Raw genomic sequence first — 24,253 nt, 5'->3', positions numbered from 1 at the left:
CCTGCCTTATCCCCTGTTAAACGGAAGAGGTAGAGCATGAAAGCTGCTGTAGTCACTCACGATCACAAAGTGAACGTTGTTGAAAAAACCCTCCGCCCACTCAAGCACGGCGAAGCCCTGTTAAAAATGGATTGCTGTGGCGTGTGCCATACCGACCTGCATGTTAAAAATGGTGATTTCGGTGATAAAACCGGGGTCATCCTTGGCCACGAAGGCGTTGGCGTCGTCAAGGAAATCGGCCCGGGCGTCACCTCACTGAAGCCCGGCGATCGCGCCAGCGTAGCCTGGTTCTTCAAGGGCTGCGGCCACTGTGAGTACTGCAACAGCGGTAATGAAACCCTGTGCCGTGACGTGGTTAACGCGGGCTACACTGCCGACGGCGGCATGGCGGAAGAGTGCATCGTGGTGGCGGACTACGCGGTAAAAGTGCCGGACGGTCTGGATTCTGCGGCAGCAAGCAGCGTGACCTGCGCCGGGGTTACCACCTATAAAGCGGTGAAAGTCTCCGGCATTGCACCGGGAAAATGGCTGGTGATCTACGGCCTTGGCGGTCTGGGCAACCTGGCGTTGCAGTACGCTAAAAACGTCTTTAACGCGAAGGTGATTGCCGTTGACGTCAACGATTCGCAGCTGCAGTTCGCCAAAGATATGGGCGCGGATATGGTGATCAACTCACGCAATGAAGACGCGGCAAAACTGATTCAGGAACGTGTGGGCGGCGCTCATGCGGCGGTAGTGACTGCCGTTGCTAAAGCGGCCTTTAACTCAGCGGTAGACGCCATGCGCGCCGGTGGGCGCATCGTGGCCGTTGGCCTGCCGCCGGAGTCGATGAGCCTGAACATTCCACGCCTGGTGCTGGACGGTATTCAGGTGGTGGGATCGCTGGTTGGCACGCGTGAAGATCTGGCCGAAGCCTTCCAGTTTGCTGCCGAAGGTAAAGTGCTGCCGAAGGTCACCCGCCGTCCGCTGGAAGATATCAACACCATCTTCCACGAAATGGAAAGCGGCACTATCGTTGGCCGTATGGTGATTGATTTTACCGGGGCGAAATAATTCCCTTTAGCCGGCCTGCTCCCCGCAGGCCGGTTGTCCCCAACCGCTACTCGCGCCAGGGCTGTACCCGATAGGCACAGCGCCTGGCCTGGCTGAGAATATGCTCAACGCGCACCACATCGGCGTGCAGCACTTCGCTAAAAATGGCCTGTTCCGCCCGGCAAAATCCCTGACAGACCGTTGCCGCCGCGCAGATAGGGCAGTGGTTCTCAATCAGCAGCAGGCTGCCATCATCCAGCACCTCATACTCCGCCATGTAGCCTTCAGCAGAACGGATTTCCGCCAGCCGCGCAACGCGTTCGGTTAAACCGCCAAGCGCAGCCAGTTCGTGCCGATAAAACTCGCGGGTTTTCTTCTCGCGCTTTTCAATCAGCCGATCGATTCCCTGCTCGCCAAACGTTTCTCTGACGATTTCAAGCAGCTGCACGGTCAGTTCCGGGTGAGTATCCGGAAACTGCTTCTGTCCTTCCGGCGTCAGCTGCCAGAACTGTGAAGGGCGGCCCACGCCGCGCGATTTAGAGAAGGCAGCAACCAGCCCCTCCGCCGCCAGCTTGTTGAACTGCTGGCGCGCGGCTTCTGCGGTCATTCCCAATACCTTTCCCGCTTCAGCAGCCTGCTGTGGCCCACGGGTTTTCAGCAGATGAAGCAGCCGCTGTGATGTCGATAAGTGCTCTTCATGTGAAGGTTCCGTTGACAAGATTTTTATACCCCCACTAATATTCCAAGTGTTTTCTTGTTTTATTAATTTACCTCAGAGCTGTGCGGCCGACAACGTCTGAGCGAATAACCATTATGCCTCACGGAGTCACTATGTCATCGCATGAAGGGAACTGGGGAGATCTGCTCTCCGGTCAGAATGCCGCACGCTCGGCTGCACTTTCCGGCGGCGTTGCGCTGCACGCCATCAATATCTATATCGCCACCACCGTGCTGCCGTCGGTCGTTCAGGAGATCGGCGGGCTGAATCTGTATGCGTGGAACACTACGCTGTTCGTGGTTGCCTCGATACTCGGTTCGGCACTGACCAGCCGCACGCTGAACCGCACCGGTGCGCGCGGTGCCTATATGATTGCCATCACGCTGTTCCTGACCGGCAGCCTGCTGTGCGCCCTGGCACCGTCGATGCTGGTGATGCTGCTGGGCCGTACCGTGCAGGGGCTGGGCGGCGGTTTCCTGTTCGCGCTGGGCTACGCGATGATCTACGAAGTATTTGAGAAGTCGCTGTGGCCGCGTGCCTTTGCGCTGGTGTCGGGCATGTGGGGCGTTGCCACGCTGGTTGGCCCGGCGATCGGCGGTATTTTTGCCGATATCAACGCCTGGCGGATGGCATTTGGCTTTCTGGTTCCGGTGTCGCTGCTGTACGCCTGGCTTATCTGGCGTGCGCTGCCCGCCGATGCTCAGGATCGCGGGCCTGCCGCGCCGCTGCCGGGTATCCAGCTGCTGCTGCTGACGGCGGCGGTACTGGCCATCAGCCTCGGCAGTACCGAAGCGGATCTGAGCTATAACCTGCTCGGGGTTGGCGTGGCGGTGATTCTGGTGGCGATTCTGGTACGTCGTGAACTGAAAGGCGTCGCTGGCCTGCTGCCGCGCAATGCGCTGCGCCTTCACTCGCCGCTGCTGATGCTGTATCTGACCATTGGCCTGCTGGTGGTCGGCATGACCAGTGAAACCTTCGTACCCTACTTCCTTCAGCACCTGCACGGCCAGTCTCCGCTGATGTCGGGCTATCTGGCGGCGCTGATGGCGGCAGGCTGGACGCTGGCCGAAGTCTGGAGCTCCGGCTGGCAGGGCAAGCGTATTACGCTGGCGATTGTTATTGGCCCGGTGCTGGTGCTGGCCGGGATGGTCATGCTGGCCGTGGCGATTCCGGTACAGATCGCCGAGGGCATCACGCTGCTGGTGGCGATCTCGCTGGCGCTGCTGCTGGTGGGCTTCGGGATTGGTATCGGTTGGCCGCATCTGCTGACCCGGGTGCTGGAGGTAACGCCTGCAGAAGATCAGGACGCCGCCGCCACCTCGATTTCTACCGTACAGCTATTCGCTACCGCGCTGGGCGCTGCGCTCTCCGGCATGCTGGCGAATATGGGCGGGCTGAATGTGCCGGGCGGTACCGAGGGGGCAATCAGCGCCTCGCGGGTGCTGTTTGGCGTGCTGGCGCTGGCACCGCTGCTGGCGATTTACAGCGCCAGCCGGGCGGCTAAAGCAAAATAACCGGGACGATGCCGTTCAGACAGCGGCATCGCTAATCACCGTTGCACCATCTACCTGGCCCAGCTGGTAGTGCCGCACCTCGGCGTGTTCGGCAATCTGCTGCGCCAGCAGCGGCGAATGGCTGGTCACCCACAGCTGGCTGTAGCGGCTGGCTTCGGCAATCAGTTCCGCCAGCGCGGGCAGCAGATCGGGATGCAGACTGTTCTCCGGCTCGTTAAGCGCCATAAATGCGGGCGGACGCGGGCTGAGCAGCGCCACCACCAGGCAGAGAAAGCGCAGCGTACCGTCGGACAGCTCGGCGGACTCCAGCGGCCGCAGAATGCCCTGCCGATGCATCAACAGCTGAAAGCGCCCGCCCTGTGCGTCCACTTCAAAACGGCTGTCGGGAAACGCCCGCTCAAGAATTGAGAACAGCAGCTCGCTGTGGCCGCGCTCGCGAATGGTTTCAAAGGCGGCGGCCAGATTGCTGCCGTCGTGGGCCAGCACCGGTGAGCGAATGCCCACCTGCGGCGCACGCAGCGCGCTGCCCGGCCACACGGCAAATTCATGGTAGAAACGCCAGCCGCGCAGGCTCTCGCGCACCTGCGACACCTCCGGGTAAAGATGCGGTTCCGCCAGTTGAGCAAACACCGACTCTTCCGCGTGCAGCGAGGCCGGATAAGCCACTCTTTCACCCTCGATATTTTGCAAAAAAGCAGTCTGGTTGTTGCGCTCCAGAAGCTGCGCCGATCGGCGGCGTCGCTGGCCGCTCAGCCACAGCTGTTCTTTTTTCACCAGCGGGTCGAGGTTAAACAGGCTGATCAGCGGCTCGGGAAAGCCAATTTCCAGCTGGTAGTCGAAGTCGCTCATCTCAACCGCCAGCACCATGCGTTTCAGCTCGCTGTTGCGTTCACCGGGCCGCTTTCCACCCGCCCACATCGCCTTCTGAATGCCACCGTCCTGCGCCAGCCCCAGCGACAGGCGTTCACACGCTGCTTCGTGCAGCAGGCGTACCGCTTTATACAGATTGGATTTACCGCAGCCGTTGGGACCACTGATGACATTCAGCTGGCCGAGTTCAAACTCAAGATGGCGGATGGAGCGATAGTTAGTGAGGGCAAACTGACGAATCATATCAACGCGTCCCGGATGTAAAACGGGCCAGCGATTGCCGGCCCGGAGTGAGGAGTTACTTACGACGCCAGCTGGTACCGGCAGGGCCATCTTCAAGAATAATGCCCAGCTCATTCAGCTTATCGCGGGCCACATCGGCCTGCGCCCAGTTCTTCTCTTTACGCGCATCGTTGCGCATTTTAATCAGCGCTTCGATCTCCGCCACTTCATTATCGTTGCTCTGCGCGCCGCTTTGCAGGAACAGTTCCGGGTCCTGCTCCAGCAGGCCAAGCACACCGGCCAGCTGACGCAGACGGGCAGCCAGCGCATCGGCGGCGGTTTTATCTTCTGACTTCAGGCGGTTAACCTCACGCGCCAGGTCGAACAGCGCCGAGTAGGCTTCCGGCGTGTTGAAGTCGTCGTCCATCGCCTCGCGGAAGCGGGCTTCAAACGCTTCTCCACCGGCAGGCGCTGCCGACGCATCGGTATTACGCAGCGAGGTGTAGAGGCGTTCCAGCGCGGCACGCGCCTGGTTCAGGTTATCTTCGCCGTAGTTCAGCTGGCTGCGATAGTGGCCGGACATCAGGAAGTAACGCACGGTTTCCGCATCGTAGTGCGCCAGCACGTCGCGCACGGTAAAGAAGTTGTTCAGCGATTTTGACATCTTCTCGCGGTCAACCATCACCATGCCGGAGTGCATCCAGTAGTTCACATACGGGCCGTCGTGGGCGCAGGTGGACTGAGCAATTTCATTTTCATGGTGCGGGAACATCAGATCGGAACCACCGCCGTGAATATCAAAGTGGTGGCCCAGCTGTTTGCAGTTCATCGCCGAGCACTCAATGTGCCAGCCCGGACGGCCATTGCCCCACGGCGATGCCCAGCCCGGTTCATCGGACTTGGACATTTTCCACAGCACGAAGTCCATCGGGTTGCGTTTTACATCAGCCACTTCCACGCGCGCACCGGCCTGCAACTGCTCCAGGTCCTGTCGCGACAGTGAGCCGTAGGTCGGGTCGCTATCTACGGAGAACATCACGTCGCCGTTGCTGGCGACATAGGCGTGCTCACGGGCGATCAGCGTGCTCACCAGCTCGATGATTTCATCAATATGGCGGGTCGCACGCGGCTCCTGGTCCGGCGGCAGAATGTTCAGCGCGGCAAAATCGGTGTGCATTTCGGCAATCATGCGGTCGGTCAGTTCACCGATCGTTTCGCCGTTTTCGTTGGCGCGCTTGATGATTTTGTCATCAATATCGGTGATGTTACGCACGTACTTCAGTGAATAGCCGAGGTAACGCAGATAGCGAGCCACAACGTCAAACGCCACAAAGGTCCTGCCGTGTCCAATGTGACAGAGGTCATAAACGGTAATGCCGCACACGTACATGCCAACTTGACCGGCATGGATAGGTTTAAATTCCTCTTTTTGACGACTCAGGGTGTTGAAAATCTTTAGCATTGAGACATTCCGTTTTAGGCGTGTGCGGGGTTAATGAAAAAATGATAATCCCGTATTCTGACGCATTTTTCATGCCAGCGCTACGCCAGGTATCGCTATAGCGCGGATGTTGTTATGCAGCAGGGCTGACTCGCCATCACATTTTGTGATATAAGACCCGTCTGCCGCACGGAGCGGACATTTGTCCATTCCACCGACGCGCATTCTTAATACTCTAACCCTGACAGGATGAAAATATGGTCACTTTCCAGACTAACCACGGCGATATCGTAATCAAAACTTTTGATGACAAAGCGCCGGCAACCGTAAAAAACTTCCTGGAGTACTGCCGTGAAGGTTTCTACGACAACACCATTTTTCACCGCGTAATTAACGGTTTCATGATTCAGGGCGGCGGTTTCGAACCTGGCATGAAGCAGAAAAACACCAAAGACGAGATCCGCAACGAAGCGAACAACGGTCTGAAGAACACCAAAGGCACCCTGGCGATGGCGCGTACTCAGGCACCTCACTCTGCTACCGCACAGTTCTTTATCAACGTTGCCGACAACGACTTCCTGAACTTCCGTGACGAAAGCCTGCAGGGCTGGGGTTACTGCGTGTTCGCTGAAGTGGTTGAAGGTATGGACGTGGTTGAGAAAATCAAAGCCGTTTCTACCGGCCGCAGCGGTATGCACCAGGACGTGCCAAAAGACGACGTGATTATCCAGAAAGTTACCGTCAGCGAGTAATAATGTCGCACACGCTGTTTATCGCAGATATTCATCTGTGTGTTGAGGAACCGGCAATTACTGCCGGTTTTCTTCATTTTTTACGCCGGGAAGCGCAGCATGCTGACGCCCTCTATATTCTTGGCGATCTGTTTGAGGCCTGGATCGGCGACGACGATCCGAATCCGCTACACGCCGACGTCGCTCAGGCTCTGAGCCAGCTCAACATCCCCTGCTTCTTTATTCACGGTAACCGCGATTTCCTGGTCGGCAAACGCTTTGCCCGCGCCGCAGGCATGACTCTGCTGCCGGAAGAGCAGCTGCTGGATCTTTACGGTAAGCGCGTGCTGATTATGCACGGCGATACGCTCTGTACCGACGATGTCGGCTATCTGCGTTTCCGTGCCAAAGTGCATCAGCCCTGGCTGCAAAAACTGTTCCTCGCCCTGCCGCTGTTTATTCGCCAGCGTATTGCGGTGAAAATGCGCGCCGGAAGTAAAGAGGCGAACAGCAGCAAAGACATGGCGATTATGGACGTGAGCCCGCAGGCGGTTGAAGCAGCAATGCATCGCCATCATGCGCCAATCCTGATCCACGGCCACACCCATCGCCCGGCGGTGCATCAGCTGATGGTTGACGGTCACCCGGCCGAAAGAATTGTTCTGGGTGCCTGGCACGAGCAGGGATCGATGATCCGAGTCAGTGCAGAAGAGACGGCGCTGATTTCCTTCCCGTTCTGAATCAAAATTTTGCCCTGAGATGGCGTGATAATCCGCTACGCAACCGTTTTCCTTGCCGCTGACTCATGCTATTCTCTCAGCCCTTCCCATCGGGTAGCCCCAGGGTTACTACGGTGACGTTTTACAATCACAGGAGTCAGCCCCGCATGTCATCTAACGCCGCACCGGCCCGCATTGCTATTGTTATGGGTTCCAAAAGTGACTGGGCAACCATGCAGTTTGCAGCGGAAATCCTCACCAGCCTGGACGTTCCCTTCCACTGCGAAGTGGTTTCTGCCCACCGTACCCCGGACAAGCTGTTTAGCTTTGCCGAACAGGCTGCGGATAACGGCTATCAGGTGATTATTGCAGGCGCAGGCGGCGCGGCTCACCTGCCGGGTATGCTGGCGGCCAAAACGCTGGTTCCGGTGCTGGGCGTGCCGGTACAGAGCGCGGCACTGAGCGGCGTCGACAGCCTTTATTCTATCGTGCAAATGCCACGCGGTATTCCGGTTGGCACGCTGGCCATTGGTAAAGCCGGCGCGGCCAATGCAGCCCTGCTGGCGGCGCAAATCGTTGCCCTGCACGATGCCGAGCTGGCAACACGTCTGGCGGCATGGCGTCAGTCCCAGACCGATGAAGTGCTGAACAACCCGGACCCACGGGGTGAGGCATGAAACCGGTTTGCGTATTAGGTAACGGACAGCTTGGCCGCATGCTGCGCCAGGCGGGGGAACCGCTGGGGATCGCCGTTTATCCGGTCGGTCTGGATGCGGAACCGGAAGCGCTGCCGATTGCCGCCAGCGTAATTACCGCTGAAATTGAACGCTGGCCGGAAACCGCGCTGACTCGCGAACTGGCAGGTCATAACGCCTTCGTTAACCGCGATATTTTCCCCCAGCTGGCCGACCGTCTGACGCAAAAACAGCTGCTTGACCGGCTGGGGCTGGCCACCGCGCCGTGGCAGCTGCTTTCCTCCGCCGACCAGTGGCCGCAGGTGTTTACCACCCTCGGTGAACTGGCAATCGTCAAACGTCGTACCGGTGGCTACGACGGACGCGGACAGTGGCGCCTGCGTGCGAATGAAACCAATTCATTGCCGGAAGAGTGCTACGGCGAGTGCATCGTTGAGCGCGGCATTAACTTCTCCGGCGAAGTGTCGCTGGTAGGCGCGCGCGGGCACGATGGCCGCACGGTATTCTACCCGCTGACTCATAACCTGCATCAGGACGGTATTCTGCGTACCAGCGTCATGCTGCCGGTGGTGAATGCTGCCCATCAGCAGCAGGCCGAGCAGATGCTGTCAGCCATCATGAACGAGCTGAACTACGTCGGCGTGATGGCGATGGAGTGCTTCGTGGTGCCGGAAGGTCTGCTGATTAACGAGCTGGCCCCGCGCGTACACAACAGCGGCCACTGGACGCAGAATGGCGCGTCGATTAGCCAGTTCGAGCTGCATCTGCGGGCGATCCTCGATCTGCCGCTGCCGAAGCCGGTGGTCAGCAGCCCGGCGGTGATGGTGAATCTGATCGGCACTGACGTGAATCTGGACTGGCTGCAGCAGCCGCTGGTGCATCTGCACTGGTACGATAAAGAAGTGCGTCCGGGCCGTAAGGTCGGCCACCTGAATCTTTCTGACGTTAGCACCGCAGCATTGAGCGACGCGCTGAATGCGCTGGTGCCGATGCTGCCGGAAGAGTACGCCAGCGGGATTGCCTGGGCGGTTGAGAAGCTGGGCTGATCGCTTTTTGCTGAGCTTTACTTGTTGGAAAAAACGGACCTTTTGAGGTCCGTTTTTTTATGGCTGTTACCCCTGAATCCGGCTAATCGGTGTCGGGTTTGTGTCGCGGGAAGATCGTCGTCGGGCGTATCGGTGTCGGTCAGGTTCGCGGACTCGGCGTGAACACGTCCGTGTGGCCTCGATTCGCGCGTCCCTGCGCTCAACGGTCCGCGAACCTGACCGACACCGATTGCCCGTTCATCATGACGTTGCTGCTCGCTACAACTGACGTTAACCATTACAGCCTGTAACATCCAAGCCCCACCCACAATAAGCAAGATCCCCCTGCCTTTTCATTCCAACGACACCGCGTTCCGGGAGCCGAACGGTGGGTGCCCTGGCCGCAGCATCCGCAGCGCTGAACGAAGAGAGGAAGCCAGGATTCGGCCGCATGGACGCGGCCGAAAAGCGTAGCCGGGGCAGGACGCCCCGTCTACGCTGGTCCGACAGGCTGACGAGCGAAGTGAAGGGACCGCGCAGCGGCGCGAGGACCCGCCAGGCCAGGGCACCCACCGGTCGGCGCGAACACCATGCCTGGCAGATGCCAAGCTCGAACACCACGCCTCGCAGATACTAGCCTAACGATCTCACCCCGCCTCATATCCCCGGAACAGCGCCCTGCCCTTCAGCAACCGCACGCCCAGCCAGCCACCGCACAGGGAGAGCAGCAGCGCACCGGTCAGCGGCAGCACCAGCCACAGCACGAAATCCGGCTGCCACGGGAAGTCGAAGACTTTTCGCTGTAATCCCCATAGAGCCGCCTCCGCACCGATTGCCGCCGCCGCGCCGGACACTACGCCCAGCAGTGCAAACTCGCACCACAGCGTACCGCGCAGCAGCTTTTTACCCGCACCCAGCGTGCGATACACCACCAGTTCCTGATGCCGCTGGCGCATGCCCACCTGGATCTGCGCCAGCAGCAGCAGCACGCCACAGGCGGTCACCAGCACCACCATAATTTCCAGCGCCTGGCTCACCTGCGCCAGTACCTGCCCGATCTGCCGCAGAATACTGCCGATATCCAGCAGGCTCAGAGTAGGAAACTCGCGGTTTAGCTGCACCAGCAGCGCGTTGTTATTATCCAGGCGGAAGCTGGTCAGCCAGGTCTGCGGCTGCGCATCCAGCGCGCCCGGCGGGAAGATAAAGAAGAAGTTCGGCTTCAGGCTTTCCCAGTCCACTTTGCGCAGGCTGGTAATTTTCGCCGTAAAGTCCTGGGTATCGCCGGTAAAGGTCAGCGTGTCGCCGAGCTTAACGCCCAGCCTTCCCGCCAGTTCCTCCTCCATCGAGGTTTCACCCGCTTTTGGAGGCCATGTACCTGCGGTGAGCGGGTTATGATCCGGCAGGTCGCGCTGCCACGTCAGATTCAGCTCGCGGTTGAGTGATTCATCCATCTTCGGATCGACCGGCTGCTGATTGATGCCGGTCAGACGCACGCGGGCCACCGGATAGAAGGTTTCCGGCTTCACCTGATGCTGTTCAAGGAAGGTTTTCACCTGCGGCACCTGCTGCTCGGTCAGGTTCAGCAGGAAGTAGTTCGGGCTACCCGGCGGCAGCTGTTGCTGCCAGCGGTCCAGCAGATCGCCGCGCATCACCAGCAGCAGCGCCAGCAGCATAAACGACAGCGAGAATGCCGCCAGCTGGCTCAGCGTGGTCCACGGCTGCCGCAGCAGGCGGTTAACCGCCAGGCGAAATGCTAGATTACGCAGCGTCAGGGTACGCAGCAGCAGCAGTCCGCCCCATCCCACCGCGCCCAGCAGCAGCGACAGCAGCACAATGCCCGCCACCAGCGCCCACAGCAGTTTGCTGCCGCCGACCAGCAAAGCCAGCAGCCCCACCACCACCAGCGCCATCAGCGGCAGATAAATTTTCAGCGGCCAGATATTCGCCACCGCGTCGCGCCGCAGCACGCGCAGCGGCTGGGTTGCCAGCAGCAGACGATAGGGCCGCAGGCCAACCAGCAGGGAAATCACGAACAGCGATCCTACCGCCCACAGCCACGGCCATGCACTGGCGGCGGGGAGTTCACCAGGCAGCACCGGGCGCAGCATACGCAGCAGCAGCGCCTCAAACCCCATACCAATAACGCCACCGCAGATCGCCGCCAGCAGCAGTACCGCCAGCCACTGCCCGACAATCAGCTTGCGTAACGCCTTGCGGTTAGCGCCCAGGGTTTTCAGTACCGCCACCAGATCGTAGCGGCTGCGGCAGTAGTGGTTCATCGCCACCGCTACGGCGGCAATCGCCAGCATCAGCGTCAGCAGCGCCGACAGCAGCAGGAACTGCTGGGCGCGCTGCATGGATTTACCCAGCGCATCGTCCGAGTTTTCCACGCTAATCCAGCGCTGGTCCGGCGTCAGGCGCGAGGCTATCCAGTCGTCAAAGCGCGCAAGCTGTTGCGGATTTCCGGCAAATTTATAATTCCAGGTGAGGCGGCTACCCGGCTGTACGGCACCGGTTTTTTCCACGTCAGCCAGATTCATCAGCAGCCGCGGGGCCGTTTGAAACGGATTAAATCCGGCATCCGGTTCCTGAATGACCTCCCCGGCAATACGTAAAGTCGTATCGCCCACATCCAGATTTTCGCCGCTTTTACGTTCGAGCAGCGCCAGCAGCCGGGGCGCAGCCAGTACAGTTCCCGCCGCCGGTTTTAACCCGGCCGGCTCGGTCACCAGCTGGCCGAACATCGGATAGGCGTCATCCACCGCTTTCACCGACGCCAGCTGCGGGGTATCACCGGCGAAGGTCATGGTCATAAAGGTCAGCTGGCGCCCAACCTGTAGCCCGTCGCTGCGTGCCTGCTCAAGCCATTCGGCAGGCACCTCACGCGAGCTGCGCAGCGTGCGGTCGCCCGCCATGAAATCACGGCTTTGCTGAGTTAAGCCTTTCTCCATGCGATCGCTGAGCGATCCCAGCGCCAGCACGCAGGCCACCGCCAGCGTCAGCGCCAGCCAGACAATCAGCAGCGAGGGGGATTTCCACTCGCGCCAGAACCAGCGCCAGATCATGATTCCTCCCACAGCTTGCCGTCGCGCAGCCGCAGACGACGATCGCAACGCGCCGCCAGTTGTTCATCGTGGGTAACCAGAATCAGCGTGGTGCCCAGCTCGTGATTCATGGAAAACAGCAGATCGGCGATGCGATCGCCGGTTTTACGGTCGAGGTTACCGGTCGGTTCATCGGCAAACAGCAGCGCCGGGCGGCCGTTAAAAGCGCGAGCCAGCGCCACGCGCTGCTGCTCCCCGCCGGAAAGCTGAGCGGGAAGATGGCTGAGGCGCTGGCCAAGCCCAAGCTGGCCGAGCAGCTGCGCGGCCTGTTCGCGGCTCTGCCGGTCGCTCTCGCCGCGCAACAGCGCCGGAAGCTGCACGTTCTCCACCGCGTTCAGTGTTGGCACCAGCATGAAAGACTGGAAAACAAAGCCGACATTTTTTGCCCGCAGCTCCGCCCGCTGTTCTTCATCCATTTTATGCAGCGGCTGCCCCAGCATCATCACTTCCCCTTCGCTGCCGTCGTCCAGACCGGCAAGAATGCCGAGCAGCGTCGATTTCCCTGAACCCGACTCGCCGATCAGGGCGATAGTTTCAGCCGGTTTGACAACCAGCTCAACTCCGGTAAGGATGGAAAGCTGATGCTCACCCTGACCGACGGACTTACTAAGACGATGAACTTCAAGAATGTTTTCCGCTGGCATTACCCTTTCCTGTTGCTGTTAGCTTTGATGACGATGCGCGCGACGGCGGCGGATACGCTGCTGGTACTGGGCGACAGCCTCAGCGCCGGTTACCGCATGTCCGCCAGTGCCGCATGGCCTGCGTTACTCAATGATAAGTGGCAAAAATCACCCGCTATTATTAACGGTAGCATAAGCGGCGACACCGCAGCCCAGGGGGTTGCACGTCTGCCCGCTCTGCTGAAAAAGCATCAGCCCCGCTGGGTGCTGATTGAACTGGGCGGCAACGACGGTCTGCGCGGCTTCCCGCCTAAACAGCTGGAGCAGGATCTCGACAGCGCCATTAAACAGGTTAAAGCCGCCGGGGCGCAGCCGCTGCTGATGCAGGTTCGCCTGCCCGCCAACTATGGCCGCCGCTATACCGAATCGTTTGCCGCCATTTATCCGCAGCTGGCGGAGCGTAATAGCATCCCGCTGGTGCCGTTCTTTATGGAGCAGGTGTATCTGAAACCGGAGTGGATGCAGGATGACGGTATTCATCCGGCCCCTGCCGCGCAGTCGTTTATTGCCGACCTGATGGCAAAACAGCTGGCTCCTTTAGTTAACCATGAGTAACCCGGCCACGAACGCTGTAACAGGTAAAGTTATGCAAAAATCTATCGTAATAACCGGCAGTTCCAGCGGAATTGGCCTGGTGGCGGCCAGCGATTTGCTGCGCCGGGGCTATCATGTGATTGCCGCCTGCCGCAAGCCGCAGGACGTGGAGCGGATGAATGAGCTGGGCTTCAGCGGCGTTTTGCTCGATCTGGATGATGCAGAAAGTGTTGAGCGCGGTGCAGCAGAGATCCTCACCCTGTGCGAGGGCCGCCTGTTCGGACTGTTTAACAACGGCGGTTTTGGCCAGTATGGACCGCTGCAATCGGTTACCCGTGCCCAGCTGGAGCGGCAGTTTTCCACCAACCTGTTCGGTACCCACCAGCTGACTATTTTGCTGTTGCCGGCGCTGATCGCCAGCGGTGCCGGGCGCATAATTAACACCAGCTCGGTACTGGGGCTGATCTCTACGCCGGGCCGCGGTGCCTATGCCGCCAGCAAATATGCGCTGGAAGCCTGGTCCGATGCGCTGCGTATGGAGCTTCACGCCAGCGGCGTGCGCGTCAGCCTGATCGAACCGGGGCCAATCAGTACGCGGTTTACCGATAATGTCAGCCAGGCGCAGCAGGATAAACCGGTGAAAAACCCGGGCATCGCCGCCCGCTTTACCCTGCCGCCGGAGGCGATTTTGCCGAAGCTACACCACGCGCTGGAAAGCAAGCATCCGCGCCTGCGTTATCCGGTGACGCTGGTCACCTGGACCATGACGCTGCTGCGCAGGCTGCTGCCGGGTCGGGCGCTGGACTGGTTTTTACGGCAGAATTAGCCCACAGGGCTTGAAGCCCGCCGGTCTGCCCCAATACAGTATGAAACTCACGTGAAAAGAGACGAATTCATGGCACCACACGCTGCGATTGTTGAAATTAATGAAACCAACCTGCACCAGACGCTGGAACAGTCAATGCAGGTTCCCGTACTGTTTTATTTCTGGTCCGGGCGCAGCCAGCACTGCCTGCAACTGACGCCGCTGCTGGAGCGCCTGGCGCAGGAGTATGCCGGTCAGTTTATTCTGGCAACGCTGGACTGTGATGCAGAACCTGCCGTCGCGCAGCAGTTTGGCCTGCGCTCAATCCCGACCGTGTATCTGTTCCAGAACGGTCAGCCGGTCGACGGCTTCCAGGGGCCGCAGCCGGAAGAGGCGATCCGTGCCCTGCTGGAAAAAGTGCTGCCGAAGGAAGAAGAGCTGAAGGCGCAGCAGGCGATGCAGCTGATGGACGAAGGCAAAGCGCTGGAGGCCCTGCCGCTGCTGAAAGATGCCTGGCAGCTGAGCAATCAGCGTAGCGATATCGGCTTCCTGCTGGCTGAAGTGCTGATTGGCCTGAACCGCAGCGACGAAGCGGAAGCGGTGCTGAAAGCGGTGCCGTTGCAGGATCAGGACAGCCGCTATCAGGGGCTGATTGCGCAGATCGATCTGCTGAAACAGGCGGCGGATACCCCGGAAATTCAGCAGCTGCAGCAGCAGATCGCCGAGAACCCGGAAGACGCGTCACTGGCAACCCAGCTGGCGATCCAGCTCCATCAGGTTGGCCGCAACGAAGAGGCGCTGGAGCTGCTGTTCGTTCATCTGAAGAAAGATCTTGGCGCTGCGGATGGCCAGGCGCGTAAAATCCTGCAGGAAATTCTTGCCGCGCTGGGTACCGGCGATGCGCTGGCCAGCAAGTACCGCCGCCAGCTTTACTCCCTGCTTTACTGATTATCCGGTACGGACGCGGCATCACGGGCTGCGTCCGGCCTGTTACTTAGCCGTAGCTGCCTGCTCCTGACTCTATTCCGGTACTGACAAATGACTGACCGCTTCTCGAAGAAAAATCCAACCATTCAGGATATTGCCCGAATTTCGGGGTTAAGTACCGCCACGGTGGATCGGGTTTTGAATCAGCGCCCCGGCGTACGTGAAAATACCCGCCAGCGGGTCGAGGAAGCGCTCAGGCAATTCTCCGCACAGCAGGACAGCGGGCAGCAGATGAAAATCGCCTTTGTTCTGGAAGCCGGTACCAGCTACATCGAACTGGTGAAAAGTGCGCTAGAGAGCGTTAAGACAGGCTATCCCGCTATCACCACCACCTTTGACAGCGTGCCCAACTATCAGCGCGATGCCCAGGCTTTCAGCCAACTGTTAAAACAACGCGTTAGCGAATCCGATGCGGTGGTACTGGTTTCCCGCGAGGATGTGCAGGTGAATAGTGAGGTGCGCAGCGCCGGTGCCAGCGGTGTACCGGTGATCTGTCTGTCAACCGATCTGCCCCATTCTGCCGCCTACGTTGGGGTTGATGAGGTGAGCGCTGGAGCTAATGCCGCGCTGCTGATGGGAAAAATGCTGCCGGTAAAAGCGGCCAAAGTGCTGTTTGTGGTTAGCGCCACCTATCGCAATCAGGAAGAGCGCGAAATGGGCTTTCGCCGGGTGATGCGTAATGAATTCCCCCACCTTGAGATTCAGGAAAAAATCAGCTCCAACGATGAATCAGCGGAGACTTACAAGCTGATAAAAAAATATCTTCAGGATAATCGCGATATCGCCGCCGTTTACAACGTCGCCGGTGGTAACCGCGGCATTGCCAGGGCGCTGGCCGAAGAAAAACTGGCAGGAAAGGTTATTTTTATTGCTCATGAGCTGACCGAGCACAGCCAGCGAATGCTTGAACAGGACGACGTTAACGTTATTTTTGGCCATGACAGCGAACGTGAGATCGAAGCTTGCTTTACTCTCGCTCAGCGACTGGTGAAAGGCCAACCCGTCCGCTCCAGCTATATGCCGCTGCTGATGTTCACCAAATATTCCCGCTTCGATCTCCCCTCCCCGGCGGATAACGAATAACGCGCAGAATTAAGCCTGTACATACAGACTGCGCATCAGTATCCCGCATCAAAAAATGAGTTTTTGTTGTAGATAATCAGCGGAGTTTTGATGCTGACCGCCGGTTTCCCCGCGCGGATCTGTTCAAAAATCGTCAGGCAGTGGTTAATTTCACTCTGCACATCGTGGCCCAGCACCGCGTCCATTTCCCCGGTTTCCAGCAGGCTGCGGGTGAATTCACTCAGCTCGTGGCCAATAAACAGCACCTTATCCGTCAGCCCGGCTTCGCGCAGCGCCCGGGCAATACCACGATTCCCCCCCGCCATATTATAAATACCCGCCATCGGCGCATTCTCCTTCAGGTATTTTTTTACGCTTAGCCACGCGCCTTCGGCTTCATCGTTGATATTCACCCGTTCCAGAATATTCAGATGAGCGTAATCGGCGCGTAATACCCGGCGGAAGCCCACCTCGCGCTCTTCCTGGGCGCGATAGGCTGAACTGCACAGCAGCAGAATATTCCCCGGCACGCGCGGCAGCATTCGGCCCATCAGCCAGGCGGCGGTAGCACCGGTACCAATCTGATCCAGCCCGACGTAGGCGCTGCGCCGTGAGTTGGGTAGATCGGTGGTCAGGCAGATCACCGGCACGCCGTTTTCCACCGCCTCACGCACCGCGCGGTTGGTTTTTACCTCATCCCGCGAAACCAGAATAATTCCTTCACATTCTTCGGCTCGCCGCAGGATCAGCGCGCTGAAGCGATCGGCATTCACCTGCACGTTGGGCACGCTGTCGAAGGTGAAGTGCAGTTCAGGGTGAGCGGCACTGTATTTTTTGGCCTCTTTCTCAATCAGATTGATAAAGCTTGAACCTGCCTCGCAGATAAAGGCGATACGCCGCAGCGGTAACGAGGCATTTTCCTGCCAGTTCCCCCCAAGGCGGTTGATGGCCGCCTGCACTTTTTTGCCGGTGACCGCCCGCACGCCGCTGCGGGCATTCAGCACCCGATCGACGGTCGAGGTGCTCAGGCCTGCCGCCTTCGCAATTTCAACAACCGTTGGGCCACGACGAAAAGGTTTCTCTGACATAGGATTCCTGATGCAATTATACCAGCCTTTAAAATGTTAATAATCATAACCAGTTACATTAAAAACTCCAAATATTCCATCAAATTGAATTACATCATAATTATTAAAAATGATGTAAAATACATCAAATAATTGTGTTATGAAAATCATTTTTTGACGAGATTTATCCGACGTTAAATTGACTTCACCCCCCTGCCAGGCGATCAATTGCGAAACAAAATTTTTACTTTCGCATCCTGTGAAAAATATTTTCAGGTCATCGCTAAAAGAGGTAAATGATGTCAAATCATAACGTTACTAATGTTTCAAATCCGGTGCGCTGGGGAGTAGTCAGCACGGCGAATATCGCCTGCGCCAAAATTATTCCGGCGATGCTGGCCAGTGAATACTGTGAGGTAAAAGCCATCGCTTCGCGCTCGCTGGAAAAAGCGCAGGCCAAAGCCGATCTGTTTGGTATTCCGCAGGCGTACGGCAGTTATGAAGCGCTGCTTAACGATCCCGATATTGAGGCTATCTACGTTCCGCTGCCGAACGATCAGCATATCGATATGGTGCTGGCCGCTGCCGCGCACGGCAAACACGTACTCTGCGAAAAGCCGGTGGCGCTGACCGCCAGCGAAGCAAAGCGCCTGCGCGATATCCCGGCCAACCTGCTGGTGGCAGAAGCCTTTATGGTTCGCCACCATCCGCAGTTTGACATCCTGCGCCAGCAGATCCGCAGCGGCGATCACGGACGGATTCAGGCGGCGCAGATCCTGCTCTCCTTCATGCTGGATAACCCGGGTGATTTTCGCTTTGACGTCAAAAAAGGCGGGGGCGCACTCTACGATCTCGGCTGCTATACGGTGATGACCGCACGCTATCTGTTCGAGCGCCAGCCGGAGCGGGTTTTCTGCTCGATGGTACGATCCGCCCATAACGGCACCGATGAAACAACCCACGCGATCCTCGATTTCGGTCAGGGGCAGCAGGCCACGCTAACCGTCAGCCTGAAGATGGCCGCTTCGCAGCGCGTGCAGGTGGTGTGTGAAAAATCCCTGCTCGACCTCTCAGCCCCTTATGTACCCGGCAGCGGCTCCCCGGCCACGCTGTGGGTAGACTCCCATACCGGTCTGGACGATGCCGCACCGCAGCCGCAGGTGCTGCCGGTGGTGGAGCAGTATCAGTGTGAAGTCACGAACTTCTCCCGCACCCTTCGCGGCGAACTGACGCCTGAATTCGGTGTGGAAGATGCTATCGCCCAGATGCAGGTGATGGACGCCCTGTTTGCTTCAGCGGAGAGCGGACAGTGGGTCGAGGTGGCGAAATGAAAACGTTCAATATCGCCATTATCGGGGCCGGGATGATCGGTGCCGCTCACGCCTCCGGCTACCGCGCCCATCAGGCCCGGCTCGCCAGCGACCAGCATCAGTTTGTTCTGCACACCGTCTGCGATGCGCGGGAAGATGCAGCCCGCGAGCTGGCTAAGGTCTGGGGCTTCGCCCACGTAGCCAGCGACTGGCAGGCGGTCATTGCTGACCCGGAAATCGACATTGTCAGCGTCACGTTACCGAACTTTATGCACGCCGAGGTGGCCACCGCCGCACTGCGCGCCGGTAAGCACGTGCTGTGCGAAAAACCGCTGGCGCTGACCGCAGCGCAGGCGGCAGAGATGACCGCGCTGGCAAAAGCGAGCAAAGGCGTCAGCGGCAGCGTCTTTAACTAACGCCGAATTCCCGCCGTGGCGATGATCAAACAGCTGGTGGAGAACGGTGAAATCGGTACCCTGAACCATCTGCTTATCCAGTACCAGTGCGGCTACGCGGCCGATCCGCTGCTGCCGCACAGCTGGCGCTATACCGAAAGCAAAGCGGGCGGCGGTGCGCTGCATGATATCGGTGCGCATGCGATCGATATTGCCCGCTTCTTCTGCGGCGATATCAGCGAAATAGTCGGTGCCGCGACCGATACGCTGATTACCCACCGCTATCTGCCGCTGGCCGCTAACGCGGGCCACAACCACGTGGCGCTCAGCGATCGCAGTGAAAAAGTCGATACCGACGACATCAGCTCCTGCGTGATGCGCTTTCGCAACGGCTGCCAGGGGATGTTCTCCGCCAGCCGCGTCACCGTCGGCATGGGCAATACCCTGTCGTTCACGCTGACCGGCAGCCGGGGCACCATTCTGTTTAATTCCGAACGCCCCGGCGAACTGCATATTGCCCGCGCTGAACGCGAAGGCGGTGCTTTTATCACCCTGGCTAACCAGCCGTCGTTCCCGTTCCTCAGCGATCTGATCCCGGTGCCGCACGACGGCGTGGCGGTCGGCTACGCCGAAGGGTTCGGTTTTATGATGGCCGAATTTATGCAGGCGGTGGCCGAAGGCAAACCGTGGCAAAAAGGCGCCTTCAGCGATGGTCTGGCCGTCGCGCAGGTTCTGGAAGCCATTCAACTCTCATCGCGCGAGCGCCGTCCGGTTGCTATCGCGGAATTTAACCAAGGGGAAAACCATGTTTAATGTTGCATTACTGGGTGCGGGCCGCATCGGGCAAATTCACGCGGGTAATATTGCCGCCCACCTGGACTGCCGTCTGGTTCGCGTGATGGATGTCTATGCCCCGGCGGCGCAAGCGCTGGCGGCAAAATATGGCGCACAGGTCAGCACGCTGGATCAGGTTTTGAATGACGATAATGTTGATATTGTCGCCATCTGCAGTGCGACCGATACCCATGCCGATCTGATTGAAGCCGCCGCCCGCGCCGGCAAAGCGATCTTCTGCGAAAAACCGGTGGATCTCAGCCTGGAGCGGGTGGAACGCTGCCTCGCCACGGTGCGCGAAGCGGATGTTCCGCTGATGATTGGCTTTAACCGTCGCTTCGACCCAAGCATGGCTGGGCTACAGCAAAGCCTGGTTAACGGCGAGATCGGCAATACCGAACTGGTCACCATCAGCTCGCGCGATCCTGCCGCCCCTTCCGCCGACTATGTGAAAACCTCCGGCGGCCTGTTCCGCGATATGACCATTCACGACCTGGATATGGCCCGCTGGCTGCTGCAGGAAGAGCCGGTATCGGTCTTCGCCAGCGCCTCATCGCTGGTCGATCCGGAGATTAAAGCGGCGGGCGATGTGGATACGGCGGTGATTACGCTGACCTGCGCCAGCGGCAAAATCGCGGTGATCACCAACAGTCGCCGCGCCAGCTACGGCTACGACCAGCGTATTGAAGTCCACGGCAGCAAAGGGATGCTGGCGGTAGCTAACCACCCGGAAAGCAGCCTGATTAAATCGGTCGCGGAAGGCGTGGTGGCGCAGAAACCAATGCACTTCTTCCTGCAGCGCTACGGCGATGCCTATCGTCTGGAGCTGGGTGGGCTGATCGAACACCTGAAAAACGGCACTGCTATTCATCCATCCGGCGAAGACGGTTTGCAGGCACTGCTGCTGGCGGATGCGGCGCTGGAATCTCTGCGCACCGGTAAAGCCGTGCAGCCGGGGAACCGCGTATGAAAATCGGCATGGTTACCGACAGCCTCGGTCATCTCAGCCAGGACGAGATGCTGCGCGCCGCCGCCGAACTGGACCTCAGCCATATTGAATTCGGCTGCGGCAACTGGTCCTCGGCACCGCATATCGACCTGAAGGGGCTGCTGGCCAGCGGCGACGCGCGGCGGAATTTCCTGGCGAAGGTCGCCGATCATGGCCTGACCATCTCCGCGCTGAACGCCAGCGGCAACCCGCTGCATCCCGGCCAGAGCGGCGCCGACCATCAGGCCTGTGCCGATGCGACGCTGGAGCTGGCTGGACTGCTGAATATCGATCGCGTGGTGATGATGTCCGGCCTGCCGGGCGGACCGGGCGACAGCTGGCCGAACTGGATCACCGTGGCCTGGCCGCCGTTCTGCTCGCAGATTCTGGAATATCAGTGGAATGAAGTGGCGATCCCGTGGTGGAAACAGCGGGTAAAAAACGCCCGCGAGCACGGCGTCAGCCGCCTGTGCATCGAGTTTCACGGCGGGCAGCTGGTTTACAACGTGCCGTCGTTCTGGCGGCTGCGGGAAGCGGTTGGCGAAACGGTGGGCGTTAACTTCGATCCCAGCCATCTGCTGTGGATGGGAGCCGATCCCCTGGCCTGCATTCATGAGCTGGGTGAGGCGATCTACCACGTACACGCCAAAGATACCTTTGTTAATGCCCGCCAGACCGCACTCAGCAGCCGGCTGGAAACCCTGCATCCGGTCAGCAGCCGCGAGCGGGCGTGGAACTACGTCACGCTGGGATATGGACAGGACGAACAGTGGTGGAAGCAGTTCTGCTACCACCTGCGCCAGGTGGGCTACGACGACGTGCTGAGTATCGAGCACGAAGACGTAGTGCTGGCACGCGATGAAGGGATGCGTAAATCCGTCGCGTTACTGGAACGTTGCCTTGCCGATGCGCCGTCGGACTACCGTCTGCCGGATATCGGTTAAGTCAGCGGACAGGTGATACCGGGCCGTTCACGCGGCCCTTTTCCTCCCCCATGAAAAGAAAGAGAACATCATGCGTACCCTTAAAAAAAATATTATCACTCTGCTCTGCATGTTGCCCCTCTCCGGTGCCGTTACTGCCGCCACGCCGCGTATTGGCGTGGCGATGTCCGCCTTTGACGATAACTGGCTGACCATCCTGCGCACCGCCATTATTCAGCAGGCGAAAACGGAAGGCGTTCAGACCCAAATCGAAGATGGAAAAAATGAGATAGGCACCCAGCTGAATCAGATCCAGAACTTCACCGCTTCCAGCCCGACCGCGATCATCGTGAATCCGGTGGACAGCGACGCCGTGCAGTCCATCAGTGACGATGCCGCAGCGGCCAATATTCCGCTGGTTTACGTCAACCGCGAGCCGGCCAATATCAACTCACTACCGGCCAGCCAGGCGTTCGTCGGCTCCAGTGAAAAAGAAGGCGGCACGCTACAGGCGAAAGAGGTCTGCCGCCTGCTGAACGGCAAAGGCAACGTACTGATTATGATGGGCGATCTGGCCCAGCAGTCGGCGGTACAGCGCACGGCAGCGGTAGTCGACGTCTTCAGTAAAGCGCCGTGCCAGGGGATCAAAGTGGTCGATAAGCAGGTGGGTAAATGGACCCGTACCGGCGGCAATAACCTGATGACCAACTGGCTTTCCACCAGCCTGACCTTCGATGCCGTACTGGCTAACAACGATGAAATGGCGCTGGGCGCGATACAGGCGCTGAAAGCATCGGGCCGCCCGATGGACTCGGTGGTCGTCGCCGGGATCGATGCCACCGTTGACGCACTGGCGGCGATGAAAGCGGGCGATCTTGACGTCACCGTGTTCCAGGACGCAGTCGCCCAGGGTAAGGAAGCGGTGATTGCGGCCGTAAAACTGGCCAGGGGTGAGAAACTGCCAAATCGCGTACTGATCCCCTATCAGCTGGTGACGCCAGCCAATATGAACCAGTTTGTTAAATAAGCGGGCAGACCATGATAACTGCAACTTTAACCGCCGCCGCCCCTCGGGGCGGCCCTTCTCCCTCGCGCGATTACGAATATGTGCTGGAAGTGGATAACGTCCGCAAGGCGTTTCCCGGCGTGGTCGCGCTGGATAACGTCAGCCTGCGTATCCGTCCCGGCAGCGTCCACGCGCTGATGGGTGAAAACGGCGCGGGAAAATCGACGCTGATGAAAATCATCTCCGGCCTGTACCAGCCTGACAGCGGCGAGGTCCGGCTTCGCGGAGAAACGGTTTCCCTCTCCAGCCCGCTGGTGGCACAGCAGGCTGGGATCGCCATGATCCATCAGGAACTGCTGCTGATGAATCCGATGACGGTAGCCGAGAATATCTGGATACGTCGTGAGCCGCGCAATCGCTTTGGCTTCATCGATCATACGGCGATGTACCAGCAAACCGAAGCGCTGCTGAAGCGCCTGAAGATCAACCTGGACCCCGATGCTGAAATTAGCGATCTGTCGATGGCCAGCCGGCAGATGGTGGAGATCGCCAAGGCGGTATCACTGAATGCCGACGTGCTGATTATGGATGAATCCACCTCGTCAATTACCGAAACCGAAGTGGAACATCTGTTTGCGATTATCCGCGACCTGCGCGCCAGCGGTATCGGCATTGTCTATATCACCCACAAGATGAACGAGCTGTACGAAATCGCTGATGAATTTACCGTGTTTCGCGACGGGAAATACGTGGGCACGCATGCCGCCAGCGATATCAGCCGCGATCGGGTGATCCAGATGATGGTGGGCCGCGAGATCACCCAGATGTTTCCCAAGGAGAGCGTGGAAATTGGCGAGGTGGTGCTGAAGGCCGACGGCCTGACGCTGGACGGCGTATTCCGCGATGTTTCCTTCGAGCTGCGTGCCGGGGAGATCCTGGGTTTTGCCGGACTGGTCGGTTCCGGGCGCTCAAACGTGGCGGAAACGCTGTTCGGCGTCACCCCGGCGACCGGCGGCACCATCACGCTCGACGGCCATGAACGGGTTATCTCCTCCGCATATAAAGCCATTCGCCACGGCATGGCGATGCTGACCGAAGATCGTAAGGAGACCGGCTGCTTCCTGCCGCTGGATATTCAGGAAAATATGCAGATCGCCGCCATCCATGAAGGCTACTGCCGCAATGGCATTGTTGATGCAGCGCAGCTGGAAGCCGACTGCCACGCAATCTGCCAGAAGCTGCGGGTCAAAACGCCGGATATGCATGAGTGCATTGAGAACCTCTCCGGCGGCAATCAGCAGAAGGTACTGATCTGCCGCTGGCTGCTGACCAAACCGCGCATTCTGATCCTGGATGAACCCACCCGAGGGATCGATGTGGGGGCCAAGGCTGAGATCCACCGGTTAATTGTGGAACTGGCCCGCCAGGGGGTGGCGATCATCATGATCTCCTCTGAACTGCCGGAGGTGCTGGGAATGAGCGATCGGATCGTGGTGATGCACGAAGGCAAAGTCACCGGAATTGTAAACGCCGCAACGGCGGACCAGACAACCATTATGAGCCTGGCCGCTCATTAACAGACGTGAGG

At 59.0% G+C, this 24,253-nt stretch carries 23 protein-coding genes; 17 read left to right on the top strand and 6 right to left on the bottom strand.

The features are described from left to right. The first annotated feature begins 36 nt into the window (after positions 1-36). Entirely contained in the window at positions 37-1,053 is a 1,017-nt protein-coding gene (adhP, locus tag IBT46_RS09300) for an alcohol dehydrogenase AdhP (protein ID WP_105590892.1), read from the top strand. A 46-nt stretch (positions 1,054-1,099) separates the two neighbouring features. On the opposite strand, the gene IBT46_RS09295 is transcribed toward adhP, so the two are convergent. Beyond that, positions 1,100-1,750, bottom strand: coding sequence for a metalloregulator ArsR/SmtB family transcription factor (locus IBT46_RS09295; protein WP_234480042.1), 651 nt, complete (start codon positions 1,748-1,750; stop codon positions 1,100-1,102). Positions 1,751-1,863: 113 nt separating this feature from the next. Between IBT46_RS09295 and IBT46_RS09290 the strand changes: the two genes are divergently transcribed. Continuing rightward, positions 1,864-3,264: an MFS transporter gene (locus IBT46_RS09290; RefSeq protein WP_200545440.1), complete on the top strand. Its 1,401-nt coding sequence runs from the start codon at positions 1,864-1,866 to the stop codon at positions 3,262-3,264. A 15-nt stretch (positions 3,265-3,279) separates the two neighbouring features. On the opposite strand, the gene IBT46_RS09285 is transcribed toward IBT46_RS09290, so the two are convergent. After that, complete coding sequence (locus IBT46_RS09285) at positions 3,280-4,377, bottom strand: AAA family ATPase (protein ID WP_200545439.1); 1,098 nt, start codon at positions 4,375-4,377, stop codon at positions 3,280-3,282. 55 nt (positions 4,378-4,432) lie between these two features. Continuing rightward, positions 4,433-5,818 carry a cysteine--tRNA ligase gene (cysS, locus tag IBT46_RS09280; protein WP_200545438.1) on the bottom strand — a complete coding sequence of 462 codons (1,386 nt, stop codon included), beginning with the start codon at positions 5,816-5,818 and terminating at the stop codon, positions 4,433-4,435. 236 nt (positions 5,819-6,054) lie between these two features. Here cysS and ppiB point away from each other — a divergent pair, with 236 nt between their 5' ends. The 4 genes from ppiB (at position 6,055) to purK (ending at position 8,988) form a co-directional block, all read left to right on the top strand. Continuing rightward, positions 6,055-6,549 carry a peptidylprolyl isomerase B gene (ppiB, locus tag IBT46_RS09275; RefSeq protein ID WP_105590887.1) on the top strand — a complete coding sequence of 165 codons (495 nt, stop codon included), beginning with the start codon at positions 6,055-6,057 and terminating at the stop codon, positions 6,547-6,549. 2 nt (positions 6,550-6,551) lie between these two features. Continuing rightward, a complete protein-coding gene (gene lpxH, locus IBT46_RS09270; protein ID WP_200545437.1) occupies positions 6,552-7,268 on the top strand; it encodes a UDP-2,3-diacylglucosamine diphosphatase in 717 nt (238 codons plus the stop codon). A gap of 146 nt (positions 7,269-7,414) precedes the next feature. Next, positions 7,415-7,924 carry a 5-(carboxyamino)imidazole ribonucleotide mutase gene (gene purE / locus IBT46_RS09265; RefSeq protein WP_200545436.1) on the top strand — a complete coding sequence of 170 codons (510 nt, stop codon included), beginning with the start codon at positions 7,415-7,417 and terminating at the stop codon, positions 7,922-7,924. Continuing rightward, the gene (gene purK / locus IBT46_RS09260) at positions 7,921-8,988 is read left to right on the top strand and encodes a 5-(carboxyamino)imidazole ribonucleotide synthase (protein ID WP_200545435.1); all 1,068 of its coding nucleotides are present in this window, start codon (positions 7,921-7,923) and stop codon (positions 8,986-8,988) included. Before purE ends, purK begins: the two co-directional genes overlap by 4 nt. Before the next feature lie 626 nt (positions 8,989-9,614). Here purK and ybbP read toward each other — a convergent pair. Further along, on the bottom strand, positions 9,615-12,032 hold the full coding sequence (ybbP, locus tag IBT46_RS09255) for a putative ABC transporter permease subunit YbbP (protein WP_200545434.1): 2,418 nt from the start codon (positions 12,030-12,032) through the stop codon (positions 9,615-9,617). Next, on the bottom strand, positions 12,029-12,715 hold the full coding sequence (ybbA, locus tag IBT46_RS09250) for a putative ABC transporter ATP-binding protein YbbA (protein WP_200545433.1): 687 nt from the start codon (positions 12,713-12,715) through the stop codon (positions 12,029-12,031). The genes ybbP and ybbA overlap by 4 nt, the downstream gene beginning before the upstream one ends. Here ybbA and tesA point away from each other — a divergent pair. From tesA to IBT46_RS09230, 4 genes are all read left to right on the top strand, one after another. After that, positions 12,686-13,309 (top strand): multifunctional acyl-CoA thioesterase I/protease I/lysophospholipase L1, encoded by a 624-nt coding sequence (gene tesA, locus IBT46_RS09245; protein ID WP_200545432.1) that lies wholly within the window; start codon positions 12,686-12,688, stop codon positions 13,307-13,309. The genes ybbA and tesA overlap by 30 nt on opposite strands. A gap of 31 nt (positions 13,310-13,340) precedes the next feature. Beyond that, positions 13,341-14,114 carry an SDR family oxidoreductase gene (locus IBT46_RS09240; RefSeq protein ID WP_200545431.1) on the top strand — a complete coding sequence of 258 codons (774 nt, stop codon included), beginning with the start codon at positions 13,341-13,343 and terminating at the stop codon, positions 14,112-14,114. A 69-nt stretch (positions 14,115-14,183) separates the two neighbouring features. Beyond that, positions 14,184-15,041 (top strand): co-chaperone YbbN, encoded by an 858-nt coding sequence (locus IBT46_RS09235; RefSeq protein ID WP_200545430.1) that lies wholly within the window; start codon positions 14,184-14,186, stop codon positions 15,039-15,041. Positions 15,042-15,131: 90 nt separating this feature from the next. Further along, positions 15,132-16,163, top strand: a complete 1,032-nt coding sequence (locus tag IBT46_RS09230; RefSeq protein ID WP_200545429.1) for a LacI family DNA-binding transcriptional regulator — start codon at positions 15,132-15,134, stop codon at positions 16,161-16,163. Between the two features lie 35 nt (positions 16,164-16,198). On the opposite strand, the gene IBT46_RS09225 is transcribed toward IBT46_RS09230, so the two are convergent. Next, a complete protein-coding gene (locus tag IBT46_RS09225; protein WP_200545428.1) occupies positions 16,199-17,230 on the bottom strand; it encodes a LacI family DNA-binding transcriptional regulator in 1,032 nt (343 codons plus the stop codon). Between the two features lie 275 nt (positions 17,231-17,505). Between IBT46_RS09225 and IBT46_RS09220 the strand changes: the two genes are divergently transcribed. From IBT46_RS09220 to IBT46_RS09190, 7 genes are all read left to right on the top strand, one after another. Then, positions 17,506-18,540 (top strand): Gfo/Idh/MocA family protein, encoded by a 1,035-nt coding sequence (locus tag IBT46_RS09220; RefSeq protein WP_200545427.1) that lies wholly within the window; start codon positions 17,506-17,508, stop codon positions 18,538-18,540. After that, complete coding sequence (locus tag IBT46_RS09215; protein WP_200545426.1) at positions 18,537-18,935, top strand: Gfo/Idh/MocA family protein; 399 nt, start codon at positions 18,537-18,539, stop codon at positions 18,933-18,935. Before IBT46_RS09220 ends, IBT46_RS09215 begins: the two co-directional genes overlap by 4 nt. A gap of 21 nt (positions 18,936-18,956) precedes the next feature. Continuing rightward, on the top strand, positions 18,957-19,727 hold the full coding sequence (locus tag IBT46_RS09210) for a Gfo/Idh/MocA family protein (protein ID WP_234480054.1): 771 nt from the start codon (positions 18,957-18,959) through the stop codon (positions 19,725-19,727). Next, positions 19,720-20,718 (top strand): inositol 2-dehydrogenase, encoded by a 999-nt coding sequence (gene iolG, locus IBT46_RS09205; RefSeq protein WP_200545424.1) that lies wholly within the window; start codon positions 19,720-19,722, stop codon positions 20,716-20,718. Before IBT46_RS09210 ends, iolG begins: the two co-directional genes overlap by 8 nt. Then, the gene (locus IBT46_RS09200; protein ID WP_200545423.1) at positions 20,715-21,680 is read left to right on the top strand and encodes a sugar phosphate isomerase/epimerase; all 966 of its coding nucleotides are present in this window, start codon (positions 20,715-20,717) and stop codon (positions 21,678-21,680) included. Before iolG ends, IBT46_RS09200 begins: the two co-directional genes overlap by 4 nt. Positions 21,681-21,750: 70 nt before the next feature. After that, the gene (locus IBT46_RS09195; protein ID WP_200545422.1) at positions 21,751-22,686 is read left to right on the top strand and encodes a sugar ABC transporter substrate-binding protein; all 936 of its coding nucleotides are present in this window, start codon (positions 21,751-21,753) and stop codon (positions 22,684-22,686) included. A gap of 11 nt (positions 22,687-22,697) precedes the next feature. After that, positions 22,698-24,242 (top strand): sugar ABC transporter ATP-binding protein, encoded by a 1,545-nt coding sequence (locus IBT46_RS09190; protein WP_200545421.1) that lies wholly within the window; start codon positions 22,698-22,700, stop codon positions 24,240-24,242. Positions 24,243-24,253: the final 11 nt, after the last annotated feature.

Origin of the sequence: Erwinia sp. S38 (genome assembly GCF_016624545.1) — a bacterium.
Lineage (GTDB): Bacteria > Pseudomonadota > Gammaproteobacteria > Enterobacterales > Enterobacteriaceae > Erwinia > Erwinia coffeiphila.
This window is presented reverse-complemented; position numbering and strand designations above follow the sequence as displayed.

Bases quoted from the DNA above. Each gene is read 5' to 3' on its own strand.
- cysS (WP_200545438.1), bottom strand. From the start codon at position 5,818: ATGCTAAAGATTTTCAACACCCTGAGTCGTCAAAAAGAGGAATTTAAA.
- purK (WP_200545435.1), top strand. From the start codon at position 7,921: ATGAAACCGGTTTGCGTATTAGGTAACGGACAGCTTGGCCGCATGCTG.
- IBT46_RS09240 (WP_200545431.1), top strand. From the start codon at position 13,341: ATGCAAAAATCTATCGTAATAACCGGCAGTTCCAGCGGAATTGGCCTG.
- IBT46_RS09220 (WP_200545427.1), top strand. From the start codon at position 17,506: ATGATGTCAAATCATAACGTTACTAATGTTTCAAATCCGGTGCGCTGG.
- IBT46_RS09290 (WP_200545440.1), top strand. From the start codon at position 1,864: ATGTCATCGCATGAAGGGAACTGGGGAGATCTGCTCTCCGGTCAGAAT.
- ybbP (WP_200545434.1), bottom strand. From the start codon at position 12,032: ATGATCTGGCGCTGGTTCTGGCGCGAGTGGAAATCCCCCTCGCTGCTG.
- iolG (WP_200545424.1), top strand. From the start codon at position 19,720: ATGTTTAATGTTGCATTACTGGGTGCGGGCCGCATCGGGCAAATTCAC.
- IBT46_RS09210 (WP_234480054.1), top strand. From the start codon at position 18,957: ATGATCAAACAGCTGGTGGAGAACGGTGAAATCGGTACCCTGAACCAT.
- ppiB (WP_105590887.1), top strand. From the start codon at position 6,055: ATGGTCACTTTCCAGACTAACCACGGCGATATCGTAATCAAAACTTTT.
- lpxH (WP_200545437.1), top strand. From the start codon at position 6,552: ATGTCGCACACGCTGTTTATCGCAGATATTCATCTGTGTGTTGAGGAA.
- ybbA (WP_200545433.1), bottom strand. From the start codon at position 12,715: ATGCCAGCGGAAAACATTCTTGAAGTTCATCGTCTTAGTAAGTCCGTC.
- IBT46_RS09230 (WP_200545429.1), top strand. From the start codon at position 15,132: ATGACTGACCGCTTCTCGAAGAAAAATCCAACCATTCAGGATATTGCC.
- IBT46_RS09190 (WP_200545421.1), top strand. From the start codon at position 22,698: ATGATAACTGCAACTTTAACCGCCGCCGCCCCTCGGGGCGGCCCTTCT.
- IBT46_RS09285 (WP_200545439.1), bottom strand. From the start codon at position 4,377: ATGATTCGTCAGTTTGCCCTCACTAACTATCGCTCCATCCGCCATCTT.
- IBT46_RS09215 (WP_200545426.1), top strand. From the start codon at position 18,537: ATGAAAACGTTCAATATCGCCATTATCGGGGCCGGGATGATCGGTGCC.
- tesA (WP_200545432.1), top strand. From the start codon at position 12,686: ATGAACTTCAAGAATGTTTTCCGCTGGCATTACCCTTTCCTGTTGCTG.
- IBT46_RS09235 (WP_200545430.1), top strand. From the start codon at position 14,184: ATGGCACCACACGCTGCGATTGTTGAAATTAATGAAACCAACCTGCAC.
- IBT46_RS09225 (WP_200545428.1), bottom strand. From the start codon at position 17,230: ATGTCAGAGAAACCTTTTCGTCGTGGCCCAACGGTTGTTGAAATTGCG.
- IBT46_RS09195 (WP_200545422.1), top strand. From the start codon at position 21,751: ATGCGTACCCTTAAAAAAAATATTATCACTCTGCTCTGCATGTTGCCC.
- adhP (WP_105590892.1), top strand. From the start codon at position 37: ATGAAAGCTGCTGTAGTCACTCACGATCACAAAGTGAACGTTGTTGAA.
- purE (WP_200545436.1), top strand. From the start codon at position 7,415: ATGTCATCTAACGCCGCACCGGCCCGCATTGCTATTGTTATGGGTTCC.
- IBT46_RS09200 (WP_200545423.1), top strand. From the start codon at position 20,715: ATGAAAATCGGCATGGTTACCGACAGCCTCGGTCATCTCAGCCAGGAC.